10 protein-coding genes are annotated in these 12,212 nt (G+C 69.9%); 8 read left to right on the top strand and 2 right to left on the bottom strand.

What is annotated here, in order from left to right:
- Nucleotides 1-174 precede the first annotated feature (174 nt).
- The 8 genes from AB0M99_RS05960 (at nucleotide 175) to AB0M99_RS05925 (ending at nucleotide 9,910) form a co-directional block, all read left to right on the top strand.
- Nucleotides 175-1,689 (top strand): gamma-aminobutyraldehyde dehydrogenase, encoded by a 1,515-nt coding sequence (locus AB0M99_RS05960; RefSeq protein WP_365917590.1) that lies wholly within the window; start codon nucleotides 175-177, stop codon nucleotides 1,687-1,689.
- Nucleotides 1,690-1,735: 46 nt separating this feature from the next.
- The gene (locus AB0M99_RS05955; RefSeq protein WP_365917441.1) at nucleotides 1,736-2,986 is read left to right on the top strand and encodes a spermidine/putrescine ABC transporter substrate-binding protein; all 1,251 of its coding nucleotides are present in this window, start codon (nucleotides 1,736-1,738) and stop codon (nucleotides 2,984-2,986) included.
- 69 nt (nucleotides 2,987-3,055) lie between these two features.
- Nucleotides 3,056-4,207, top strand: coding sequence for an ABC transporter ATP-binding protein (locus AB0M99_RS05950; protein ID WP_365917440.1), 1,152 nt, complete (start codon nucleotides 3,056-3,058; stop codon nucleotides 4,205-4,207).
- Complete coding sequence (locus AB0M99_RS05945) at nucleotides 4,204-5,133, top strand: ABC transporter permease (protein WP_365917439.1); 930 nt, start codon at nucleotides 4,204-4,206, stop codon at nucleotides 5,131-5,133. Before AB0M99_RS05950 ends, AB0M99_RS05945 begins: the two co-directional genes overlap by 4 nt.
- Nucleotides 5,133-5,927 (top strand): ABC transporter permease, encoded by a 795-nt coding sequence (locus AB0M99_RS05940; RefSeq protein ID WP_365917438.1) that lies wholly within the window; start codon nucleotides 5,133-5,135, stop codon nucleotides 5,925-5,927. Before AB0M99_RS05945 ends, AB0M99_RS05940 begins: the two co-directional genes overlap by 1 nt.
- A 23-nt stretch (nucleotides 5,928-5,950) precedes the next feature.
- A complete protein-coding gene (locus AB0M99_RS05935; RefSeq protein ID WP_365917437.1) occupies nucleotides 5,951-7,369 on the top strand; it encodes an FAD-dependent oxidoreductase in 1,419 nt (472 codons plus the stop codon).
- A gap of 157 nt (nucleotides 7,370-7,526) precedes the next feature.
- Nucleotides 7,527-8,015 carry a hypothetical protein gene (locus AB0M99_RS05930; RefSeq protein WP_365917436.1) on the top strand — a complete coding sequence of 163 codons (489 nt, stop codon included), beginning with the start codon at nucleotides 7,527-7,529 and terminating at the stop codon, nucleotides 8,013-8,015.
- An 86-nt stretch (nucleotides 8,016-8,101) separates the two neighbouring features.
- The gene (locus tag AB0M99_RS05925) at nucleotides 8,102-9,910 is read left to right on the top strand and encodes a glycoside hydrolase family 18 protein (RefSeq protein ID WP_365917435.1); all 1,809 of its coding nucleotides are present in this window, start codon (nucleotides 8,102-8,104) and stop codon (nucleotides 9,908-9,910) included.
- On the opposite strand, the gene AB0M99_RS05920 is transcribed toward AB0M99_RS05925, so the two are convergent.
- Both AB0M99_RS05920 and gabT read right to left on the bottom strand, forming a co-directional pair.
- On the bottom strand, nucleotides 9,840-10,655 hold the full coding sequence (locus AB0M99_RS05920) for a phosphatase PAP2 family protein (protein ID WP_365917434.1): 816 nt from the start codon (nucleotides 10,653-10,655) through the stop codon (nucleotides 9,840-9,842). The genes AB0M99_RS05925 and AB0M99_RS05920 overlap by 71 nt on opposite strands.
- A gap of 133 nt (nucleotides 10,656-10,788) precedes the next feature.
- Nucleotides 10,789-12,135, bottom strand: coding sequence for a 4-aminobutyrate--2-oxoglutarate transaminase (gabT, locus tag AB0M99_RS05915; RefSeq protein WP_365917433.1), 1,347 nt, complete (start codon nucleotides 12,133-12,135; stop codon nucleotides 10,789-10,791).
- Nucleotides 12,136-12,212 lie beyond the last annotated feature (77 nt).

The following is a 12,212-nucleotide window of genomic DNA, read 5'->3' as shown; positions in this document are numbered from 1 at the left end:
CCACTGACACTTCGTACGGGATTTTCGGTGTGCCTCGACACATGGTCGACCGATTCCGTCGCGTAATCAAAAGGCAACAACGGAATCACTTGGCCGAGGGCACCACCTCTGTCAGGATCGGCACTCAATTCGAGCTGTAGCTCGAACTGTAGCTACGGAGAGCGTGAGAGCGTGATGGGCAACCGCTTCCAGGTCAAAGACCGCTTCGCGGACGGCGCGCAGTACATCGACGGGCAGCTCAGGGCCGGGACCTCTGGGCAGTCACACACCGTGATCGATCCCGCCACCGGGGACGAGGTCCTCACCTACGAACTCGCGAGCACGGCGGACGTCGACGCGGCCGTCGCCGCCGCCAAGCGGGCCTTCCCCGCGTGGTCCGCGGCCACCCCCGGCGAGCGCTCCGACGCGCTGCACCGGCTGGCGGCCGTACTGGCGGAGCAGGCGGAGGACTTCGCCTACGCCGAGTCGCTCCAGTGCGGCAAGCCGATCAAGCTGTCGACGGAGTTCGACGTACCGGGGACCATCGACAACACCGCCTTCTTCGCGGGCGCCGCGCGCCACCTCCAGGGGCAGGCGGCCGCCGAGTACTCCGGCGACCACACCTCCTACGTGCGCCGCGAGGCCATCGGCGTCGTCGGCTCCATCGCACCCTGGAACTACCCGCTCCAGATGGCCGCCTGGAAGATCCTCCCGGCCATCGCGGCGGGCAACACGATCGTCCTCAAGCCCGCCGAGCTCACTCCGCTGACCTCCCTGATGTTCGCCCAGGCGGCCAAGGACGCGGGCCTGCCCGACGGCGTGGTCAACATCGTCACCGGCGCCGGCCGGGACGCGGGCGAACACCTGGTCGGCCACCCCGACGTGGTCATGACCTCCTTCACCGGTTCCACGGCCGTCGGCAAGCGCGTCGCCGAGATCGCGACCGCCACCGTCAAGCGCCTCCACCTGGAACTCGGCGGCAAGGCCCCCTTCCTCGTCTTCGACGACGCCGACCTGGAGGCCGCCGCGCACGGCGCCGTCGCCGCCTCCCTGATCAACACCGGCCAGGACTGCACCGCCGCAACCCGCGCCTACGTCCAGCGCCCCCTGCACGACGCCTTCGTCACCCGGGTGGCCGAACTGATGGACGGCGTCCGGGTCGGCGACCCCTTCGCGCCCACCACCGACCTCGGCCCGCTGGTGTCGCACGCCCACCGCGACCGCGTCGCCGGTTTCGTCGAGCGCGCCCGCGCGTACGCCACGGTGGTCACCGGCGGCGAGGTTCCCGGCGGGGACCTGGCCGAAGGCGCGTACTACCGGCCCACCCTCATCGCCGGCGCCGCCCAGGACAGCGAGGTGGTCCAGTCCGAGATCTTCGGCCCGGTCCTCGTCGTCCTGCCCTTCGACACCGACGACGAGGGCATCGAGCTGGCCAACGACACCCCGTACGGACTCGCCGCCTCCGCCTGGAGCCTCGACCTCTACCGGGCGAACCGCGCCACCCGCGAGCTCAAGGCGGGCTGCGTCTGGGTCAACGACCACATCCCGATCATCAGCGAGATGCCGCACGGGGGCTACAAGGCCAGTGGCTTCGGAAAGGACATGAGCTCGTACTCCTTCGAGGAGTACACGCAGGTCAAGCACGTGATGTACGACAACACCGCGGTCGCCGCGAAGGACTGGCACCGCACGATCTTCGGGGACCGATAGAGACCACCGCCCGACCAGCGGTACACCTCCCGAAAGGGCACAGCGCATGGAGCAGTTCGAGCCCGACCGCCTCTCGGCGGCGCAGTACGCCGCGATGCGGCGCAGCCTCACCAGCGGGCGCGGCGCCCTCACCCGCCGTTCGCTGCTGCGCGCCTCCGGAGTCGGAGCGCTCACCCTCGGCGGCCTTTCCACCCTCAGCGCCTGCGGCATCCCGGCGGCCAAGCGGCCGGGTGACACGGCGGTGGCCTCCGACGACCACTCGGCCCAGGAGAAGGAGATCAACTTCTCCAACTGGACCGAGTACATGGACATCAGCGACGACGAGAAGACCCGTCCGACGCTGGAGGAGTTCGCCAAGCGGACCGGAATCAAGGTCAAGTACACCGAGGACATCAACGACAACGTCGAGTTCTTCGGCAAGATCCGCCCGCAGCTCGCCGCAGGCCAGGACACCGGCCGCGACCTGATCGTCGTCACCGACTGGCTCGCGGCCCGCATCATCCGCCTCGGCTGGGCGCAGAAGCTGGACCCCTCGAACCTGCCGCACGCCTACACCAACCTGATCCCGCAGTTCCGCAACCCGGACTGGGACCCGGGCCGCGCCCACAGCTACCCGTGGACCGGCATCGACACCGTCATCGCCTACAACTCCAAGGCCACCGACGGCAAGAAGGTCGACTCCGTCACCCAGCTGCTCGACGACCCCTCCCTCAAGGGCCGGGTCGGCTTCCTCACGGAGATGCGCGACAGCGTCGGCATGACCCTGCTCGACCAGGGCAAGGACCCGGCCAACTTCACCACCGCGGACTTCGACGGGGCGATCGGCCGCCTCCAGAAGGGCGTGGACACCAAGCAGATCCGCCGCTTCACCGGCAACGACTACACGGCGGACCTGGACAAGGGCGACCTCGCGGCCTGTCTCGCCTGGGCGGGCGACGTCATCCAGCTCCAGGCGGGCAACCCGGACATCAAGTACGCGATCCCCGCCCCCGGTTACATCACCTCCAGCGACAACCTGCTGGTCCCCGTCCACGCCCGGCACAAGGCCAACGCCGAGAAGCTCATCGACTTCTACTACGAGCCGCCGATCGCCGCGCAGCTGGCCGCCTTCATCAGTTACGTCTGCCCGGTCGAGGGCGTCCAGGAAGAGCTGGCCAAGATCGACCCGGCCCTCGCGGAGAACCCCCTGATCGTCCCGGACAAGGCGATGGCCGCCAAGGCCCACTCCTTCCGCTCCCTCACCAGCGAGGAAGAGACCGCGTACGAAGAGAAGTTCGCCAAGCTCATCGGAGCCTGACGGACCCCGTACCGGGCCCGCACCCGCACCGCACTCTTCCGACGACACCACCACCGAAGGCCCAGGCCCATGACTGACAAGACCGCGGGCGGCGACGTCCGCCTCGCCGGGATCAGCAAGCACTACGGCTCCTTCACCGCAGTGCACCCGCTCGATCTCACCATCCCCCAGGGCTCCTTCTTCGCCCTGCTCGGCGCCTCGGGCTGTGGGAAGACCACCACCCTGCGCATGATCGCCGGTCTTGAGGAGCCGTCCACCGGTACGGTCCACCTCGGCGACCGGGCCGTCACCCATCTGCCCCCGTACAAGCGCCCGGTCAACACGGTCTTCCAGAGCTACGCACTGTTCCCGCACCTGAACATCTACGAGAACGTCGCCTTCGGGCTGCGCCGCCGCGGGATCAAGTCCGTCAAGAAGCAGGTGGACGAGATGCTGGAGCTGGTCCAGCTCGGCCAGTTCGCCCAGCGCAAGCCGCACCAGCTCTCGGGCGGCCAGCAGCAGCGCGTCGCCGTCGCCCGCGCGCTCATCAACCACCCGCAGGTACTTCTCCTCGACGAGCCGCTCGGCGCCCTCGACCTCAAGCTGCGCCGCCAGATGCAGCTGGAGCTCAAGCGGATCCAGACCGAGGTCGGCATCACCTTCGTGCACGTCACGCACGACCAGGAGGAGGCCATGACCATGGCCGACACGGTCGCCGTGATGAACGGCGGCCGCGTCGAGCAGCTGGGCGCCCCCGCGGAGCTGTACGAGAACCCGGGCACCACCTTCGTCGCGAACTTCCTCGGGACCTCCAACCTCATCGAGGCGGAGGTCCTGGAGGCCGGCTCCGCGGACGTCATCGTCAGCTCGGCAGGCACCAAGCTCCGGCTGCCCGCCGCGCGCTGTGCGACCACACCCCGCGCCGGCGGAAAGCTGCTGGTCGGGGTGCGTCCCGAGAAGATCTCCCTGGTCCGCGCGGACGAGGAGGACTCCATCGCGGCGGGCCTCAACAAGGTGGCCGGCCGCATCGCGGACTCCTCCTTCATCGGCGTCTCCACCCAGTTCGTCATCGACAGCCAGGTGTGCCCCGAGCTGGAGGTGTACGTCCAGAACATCGAGCGGGACTCCCGCCTGGTGCCCGGCGCCGAGGTGATCCTGCACTGGAACCCGGAGCACAGTTTCGGACTGGACGCGGCCCAGGCCATCGACGCGGGGATCGAGACGGTCGAGGAGAGCGCATGACCGCCCCCGCCGCACTGCCCGAGGTCGCGGTGGCGGCCGAACCCCCGGTCCACAAGCCGTCCCTGAAGAAGCGCCTGATCCCGTACTGGCTGCTGCTCCCGGGCATCCTGTGGCTGCTGGTCTTCTTCGTACTGCCGATGGTCTACCAGGCCTCCACCTCGGTGCAGACCGGCTCCCTCGAAGAGGGCTTCAAGGTCACCTGGCACTTCCAGACCTACTGGGACGCCCTCACCGACTACCTCCCGCAGTTCCTGCGCTCCCTGCTCTACGCGGGCACCGCGACCGTGCTGTGCCTGCTGCTGGGCTACCCGCTGGCCTACCTGATCGCCTTCAAGGCGGGCCGCTGGCGCAACCTGCTGCTGGTGCTGGTCATCGCACCGTTCTTCACCAGCTTCCTGATCCGCACCCTGGCCTGGAAGACGATCCTGGCCGACGGCGGCCCGGTCGTCGGCGTCCTCAACAACATCGGCTTCCTGGACGTCACCAGCTGGCTCGGCATGACCGAGGGGGACCGCGTGCTCGCCACGCCGCTCGCGGTCGTCTGCGGTCTGACGTACAACTTCCTCCCCTTCATGATCCTTCCGCTCTACACCTCGCTGGAGCGCATCGACACCCGTCTCCACGAGGCGGCCGGGGACCTGTACGCCCACCCCGCCACGGTCTTCCGCAAGGTGACCTTCCCGCTGTCCATGCCGGGCGTGGTCTCCGGGACCCTGCTCACCTTCATCCCGGCGAGCGGCGACTACGTCAACGCCGAGCTGCTCGGCTCCACGGACACCAGGATGATCGGCAACGTCATCCAGTCGCAGTACCTGCGGATCCTCGATTACCCGACGGCGGCCGCGCTGTCGTTCATCCTCATGGCCATCGTGCTGATCATGGTCACCATCTACATCCGCCGAGCGGGGACGGAGGACCTGGTCTGATGCGTTGGCTCCGCCGCAACCTCGTGGTGATCGCCGGTCTCGGCACGCTCGCCTACATGATCCTGCCGAACGTCGTCGTCACCGTCTTCTCCTTCAACAACCCCACCGGGCGGTTCAACTACGCCTGGCAGGAGTTCTCGCTCGACGCCTGGAAGGACCCGTGCGGGGTCGCCGACATGTGCGGCTCCCTCTCGCTCTCCCTCCAGATCGCGCTCTGGGCCACCCTCGGCGCGACCGTGCTCGGCGCCGCCATAGCGTTCGCGATGGTGCGCTACCGGTTCCGGGGGCGCGGCGCGGTCAACTCGCTGATCTTCCTGCCGATGGCCATGCCCGAGATCGTGATGGCGGCCTCGCTGCTCGCGCTCTTCCTCAACATGGGCATCCAGCTGGGCTTCTGGACGATCCTGATCGCCCACATCATGTTCTGCCTCAGCTTCGTCGTCGCCGCCGTCAAGGCCCGCGTGCTGTCCATGGACCCCCGGCTGGAGGAGGCCGCGCGCGACCTCTACGCCGGACCGGTGCAGACTTTCGTACGGGTCACCCTGCCGATCGCGGCCCCCGGAATCGCGGCGGGCGCGCTGCTCTCCTTCGCGCTCTCGTTCGACGACTTCATCATCACCAACTTCAACTCGGGCAACACCGTCACCTTCCCCATGTTCGTGTGGGGATCGGCCCAGCGCGGTACGCCCGTGCAGATCAACGTCATCGGCACGGCGATGTTCGTCATCGCGGTGCTGGTGGTCCTGGCCGGCCAGATGGTCGGCAACCGCCGCAAGAAGGCACAACCGAAGTAGACCCCTGTAGGGAGTTGGAAGCCATGGCCCCAGTCGCCATGCGTAGTGTTGCGAAATCCCTTTCCGAAGCGAAGCCGGTCTCGTACTGGCTGGACGACCCCGGCAAGCCCGCCGCGCAGCCGGCGCTCACCACCGACGAGCGGTGCGACCTGCTGGTCATCGGCGGCGGCTACAGCGGGCTGTGGACCGCGCTGCTGGCCAAGGAGCGCGACCCGGACCGGGACGTCGTGCTGATCGAGAGCAAGGAGGCGGGCTGGGCCGCCTCCGGCCGCAACGGCGGCTTCTGCGCCGCCTCCCTCACCCACGGCCTGTCCAACGGGCTGGCCCGCTGGCCCGAAGAGCTCGCCAGGCTGGAGGAGCTGGGCGCCCGCAACCTCGACGCCATCGAGGAGGCGGTCGCCCGCTACGGCATCGACTGCGACTTCGAGCGCACCGGCGAGATCGACGTGGCCACCGAACCGCACCAGGTGGAGGAGCTGCGCGAACTCCACGAGGAGGCGCTGCGCCTCGGACTCGCGGGCGGGTCCGAGTGGCTGGAGGGCGAGGCGCTGCGCGCCGAGGTGGACTCCCCGACCTTCCTCGCCGGCCTGTGGGACCGTGACGGCGTCGCCATGCTCAACCCGGCGAAGCTGGCCTGGGGCCTCAAGCAGGCCTGCCTGGACCTGGGCGTGCGGATCTACGAGAACACGCGCGGCCTGAAGCTGGCCGCGGCCGGCCGCGGGATGACCGTGCAGACCCCGTACGGCACGATCCTCGCGCGCCGGGTCGCCCTGGGCACCAACATCTTCCCGTCGCTGGTCCGCCGGATCCGCCCCTTCACCGTCCCCGTCTACGACTACGCCCTGATGAGCGAGCCGCTGGACGAGGCGCAGCTGGCCGCCATCGGCTGGAAGAACCGGCAGGGGCTGGGCGACAGCGCCAACCAGTTCCACTACTTCCGGATCACCAAGGACAACCGGATCCTGTGGGGCGGCTACGACGCGATCTACCCGTACCGGGGGAAGCTCGACTCCGAGTACGACCACCGCCCCGAGACCTACCTCAAGCTCGCGGAGCACTTCTTCACCGCCTTCCCGCAGCTGGAGGGCCTGAAGTTCAGCCACGCCTGGGGCGGCGCGATCGACACGTGCTCGCGCTTCTCCGCCTTCTTCGGCACCGCGCACGCCGGGAAGGTCGCCTACGCGGCCGGGTACACCGGGCTCGGAGTGGGCGCCACCCGCTTCGGCGCGGAGGTGATGCTGGACCTGCTGGACGGGCTCGACACAGAGCGCACCCGGCTGGAGATGGTGAAGTCCAAGCCGATGCCGTTCCCGCCCGAGCCCTTCGCCTGGACCGGGATCGCGCTGACGAAGTGGTCGCTGGCCCGCGCGGACGCGCGCGGCGGGCACCGGAACCTGTGGCTCAGGACGCTGGACCGCTTCGGGCTCGGTTTCGACAGCTGACCCGTCCGACGGGCACGCGCCCCCGGCGCACACCCTTGATCACCGTGTGACCCGGTTCACCACCACGGAGTAGAGGAACCCGCGTCATAGCCCCGCCCGGCCCCGCTCTCTCCAGGTGAGAACCCCTCACCTACGGACAGGGAACGGAGGCCGGGCGATGGCGATCCCGGGGGCCAAAGCGGCGGTGGAATGGCTGGTGTCGGTGGCGCCGGACCCCGATGTCTGCCGGTGGGAGTGGGAGCGCAACCCCCTGGGGGTCGTGCTCCTGCCCGCCGGCCGGCAATGGGACGTGCTGATCCTGCCGGGGGAGCTGGGGCAGGCCACCCTCGACGTGCTGAAGCTGCTCCTGGAGCGGCCCGGCCCGGTGCTCGCCGACTTCGGCACCACGCGGCGCGGCGACACCGTGTTCGGCCGGCTGGGCTTCTTCGTACCCCCGGGCACGGCGTCCCGCTGGATCGGCACGGGCGTACGGGGAGCCGGGCGCGGGACCTGGATCGTCGTCCCGTACCCCGGCCGGGCGACCGGCGGGGTCCGCTGGCTGGTGCTCCCGGACGGGCAGGGCACGCTGACCGATCCGGTGGTGCTGGAGCTCGCGATGCACGAGGCGGCGGCGCGCGTGGTGGCACGCGGGGACCGCAGGTCTTGACAGGAGCATTGGTCTGGACCATCTTGGGCGCCGCTGCTCGATCCCCAGCGGTCTGGCTCCATCCCCCCCATGTTCCGGAGGCAGTTGTGCGCAGAGCCACGTCCCTCCTCACGGCCGCCGCGCTCGCGGTGGCCGGCTTCCTCGCCGCGGGACCGCCCGCCGCGGCGGCGGACGCCGACCTGATCCGCAACGGCGGCTTCGAGTCCGGCCTCGACGGCTGGAGCTGCTCCGCCGGCAGCGGAGCCCTCGTCACCACACCCGTCCACGGCGGGACTTCCGCCCTCAAGGCCACCCCGGCGGGCCAGGACAACGCCCGCTGCTCCCAGACCGTCACCGTCAAGCCCGACTCCGCGTACACGCTCACTGCCTGGGTGCAGGGCGCGTACGTCTACCTCGGAGCCTCCGGCACGGGGACCACCGACGTCTCGGCCTGGACCCAGAGCCCGGGGGCCTGGAAGCAGCTCACGACCAGCTTCCGCACCGGCCCCTCCACGACCTCCGTCTCGGTCTACACGCACGGCTGGTACGGCCAGCCGGCCCACCTCACCGACGACCTCACCCTGGTCGGCCCCGACCCCGGCGGCCCCGGCCAGCCCCAGCCCCCAGCCACCCCCACCGGCCTGACGGGCCACGCCGTCTCGTCGACCTCGGTGTCCCTGTCCTGGTCGGCGGTGCCCGGAGCCACCTCGTACACGGTGCACCGGGACAGCGCCGCGCCACTCTCCGTCACCGCGGCCTCCGCGGCGGTCTCCGGCCTGACAGCGTCCACCGCGTACGCCTTCCAGGTCAGCGCCGTGAATGCGGCAGGGGAGTCGCCCAGGAGCGCGCCCGTCACGGTGACCACCACGAGCGGCGGCGGAGGCGGCGGCGGCCTGCCCGCCCACGCCCTGGTCGGATACCTCCACGCGAGCTTCGCCAACGGCTCGGGCTACGTCCGGATGGCCGACGTGCCCGCCTCCTGGGACGTCATCAACCTCGCCTTCGGCGAGCCCACCTCCGTCACCTCGGGCGACATCCGCTTCCAGCTCTGCCCGGTCGCGCAGTGCCCGAACGTGGAGACCGCCGCGGAGTTCAAGGCGGCGATCAAGGCCAAGCAGGCGGCGGGCAAGAAGGTCCTGATATCCATCGGCGGCCAGAACGGCCAGGTGCAGCTCGCGACCACGGCCGCCCGCGACACCTTCGTCTCCTCCGTCAGCAAGATCATCGACGAATACGGGCTCAACGGCCTCGACATCGACTTCGAGGGCCACTCCCTCTCCCTGGCCACGGGCGACACCGACTTCCGGGCGCCCACCACGCCCGGAATCGTCAACCTGATCTCGGCCGTGAAGACCCTCAAGGCCAAGTACGGCGCCGGCTTCGTCCTGACCATGGCCCCGGAGACCTTCTTCGTGCAGCTGGGCTACCAGTACTACGGCTCCGGCCCCTGGGGCGGCCAGGACCCGCGCGCGGGCGCGTACCTCCCGGTCATCCACGCCCTGCGCGACGACCTCACCCTGCTGCACGTCCAGGACTACAACTCGGGATCGATCATGGGCCTCGACAACCAGTACCACTCCATGGGCGGCGCCGACTTCCACATCGCCATGACCGACATGCTGCTCACCGGCTTCCCGGTCGCGGGCAACGCCTCCCGCGTCTTCCCGGCGCTGCGCCCGGAGCAGGTGGCCATCGGCCTGCCGGCGACGACCAACGCGGGCAACGGCCACACGACGCCCGCCGAGGTGAACAAGGCGCTGGACTGCCTGACCAAGCAGGCGAACTGCGGCAGCTACCAGACCCACGGCACCTGGCCCGCCCTGCGCGGCCTGATGACCTGGTCCATCAACTGGGACCGGTTCGGCTCCTGGGAGTTCTCGAAGAACTTCGACGGCTACTACGGCAGGACGACCTGACCGCGAGCAGCAGGGGCGTGCACATCAGGAGGCTGGCCACCACGTCCAGCGGCCAGTGAAAGCCCCGCAGGACCAGCCCGACGGCCGTGGCCCCCGTGAGGACGAGGGCGGCGGCCGTCGCGGCCGTCCGCCACTTCCGGCGCGCGTACGGCCGTACGAGCAGGGCCGCGCACCCGTACGCGACGAAGGCGGTCGCGGTGTGGCCCGAGGGGAAGTACCCGGCGGCCCAGGGCTCCAGGGGCCCCGGACGGGCCGTCCACTCCTTGAACGGGACGACCAGCGCGGGCACCAGGGCCATGGCCGAAGCCGCCGCGAGCACGCCCCTGCGGGCCCCGCGCCGAAGGGCGTGGGCCATGGCCAGCAGCAGGACGGGCAGCGCGACGGGGATGTTGCCGAGGTCCGCGAGGCGCTCGGTGACCGCGTCGGGGACGCTGCGCACGAGGGCGCGGCTCAGCTCGTGATCCGGCGTCAGCAGCGGCCCCGACACGAGGACCTGCCAGGTGATCAGGGCGAAGAGGGCCGCACACAGGGCCGCGAGGAGGAGGAGAGTGGCCGGCCGTCCCGGAACAGGGGGGATGGTTCCGGGACGGCCGCCCGGATCGGGTTGCCGTGCGCCCCGGGGGGTTTGGGGCGGACGGCTGTCCGATCGGTGAGGAGTGTGCGCGAACGCATGCCCAGTGCGGCGCTGGGGAAGCCCGGTACTGGTGTCGCCCCCGGTCTCCCGGGAGCGGGGTGTCTCACTCATCTGCAGAAACCGTACGGCAGCGAAAAGGGGACCGACAGCAGGAATGCGGTCCTGCCATCGGCCCCCCACATCTTCTTCACAGTGCCCGACCGTTACCGGCGGTACCGATAGGGTCCTGTGTTCAATCGCTCGCTCAGATGTCCGTGCCGATGGCCGCGAACGCGGCCTCGATGAGGTCCAGGCCCTCGTTCAGCAGCTCCTCGCCGATGACGATCGGGGGCAGGAAGCGGAGCACGTTGCCGTAGGTGCCGCAGGTGAGGACGAGCAGGCCCTCGGCGTGGCAGGCCTTGGCGAGCGCGCCGGCCGCCTCCGGGAACGGGGTCTTGGAGACCGGGTCCTTGACGAGCTCGATCGCGATCATGGCGCCGCGGCCGCGGATGTCGCCGATGATCTCGTACTTCTCCTGCATGGCCGTCAGGCGGGTCTTCATCAGGGACTCGATCTTCTTCGCCTTGGCGTTGAGGTCGAGCTCCTTCATGGTCTCGATGGAGCCGAGCGCACCGGCGCACGCCACCGGGTTGCCGCCGTAGGTGCCGCCCAGGCCGCCCGCGTGGGCGGAGTCCATGATCTCGGCGCGGCCGGTCACGGCGGCGAGCGGCAGGCCGCCCGCGATGCCCTTGGCGGTGGTGATCAGGTCCGGGACGATGCCCTCGTCCTCGCACGCGAACCACTGGCCGGTGCGGCAGAAGCCGGACTGGATCTCGTCGGCGACGAAGACGATGCCGTTCTCGTTGGCGAACTTCACGATCGCCGGGAGGAAGCCCTTGGCGGGCTCGATGAAGCCGCCCTCGCCGAGGACCGGCTCAATGATGATCGCGGCGACGTTGTCGGCGCCGATCTGCTTGGTGATCTGGTCGATCGCCTGGGCGGCGGCCTCGGGGCCGCAGTTCTCGGCGCCGGTGGGCCAGCGGTAGCCGTAGGCGACGGGGACGCGGTAGACCTCGGGGGCGAACGGTCCGAAGCCCTGCTTGTACGGCATGTTCTTCGAGGTCAGCGCCATCGTGAGGTTCGTACGGCCGTGGTAGCCGTGGTCGAAGACGACGACGGCCTGGCGCTTGGTGTACGAACGGGCGATCTTGACGGCGTTCTCGACGGCCTCGGCGCCGGAGTTGAACAGCGCCGACTTCTTCGCGTGGTCACCCGGGGTGAGCTCGGCGAGGGCCTCGCAGACCTCCACGTAGCCCTCGTACGGGGTGACCATGAAACAGGTGTGGGTGAAGTCGGCGAGCTGGCTGGAGGCGCGGCGCACGACGGCCTCGGCGGAGGCGCCGACCGAGGTCACGGCGATGCCGGAGCCGAAGTCGATCAGGCGGTTGCCGTCGACGTCCTCGATGATGCCGCCGCCCGCGCGGGCCGTGAAGACGGGGAGCACGGAGCCCACGCCGCCTGCCACCACGCCGAGGCGGCGGGCCTGCAGCTCCTGCGACTTGGGGCCGGGGATCGCGGTGACGATACGGCGCTCCTGCGGGACAGCGGTCATAGAGGGCTCCTGGGGGGTGTTTTCGGACGCACTTGTGTCTTTGTCCGCAGGCTAGGCCCGGGGGAGGGGGTAAGGCA

Source organism: Streptomyces sp. NPDC051183 (assembly GCF_040682455.1).
In the GTDB taxonomy this organism is placed as follows: domain Bacteria; phylum Actinomycetota; class Actinomycetes; order Streptomycetales; family Streptomycetaceae; genus Streptomyces.
Note: the sequence above shows the minus strand (reverse complement) of the source record. Positions and strands in the feature narration are given on the sequence as shown.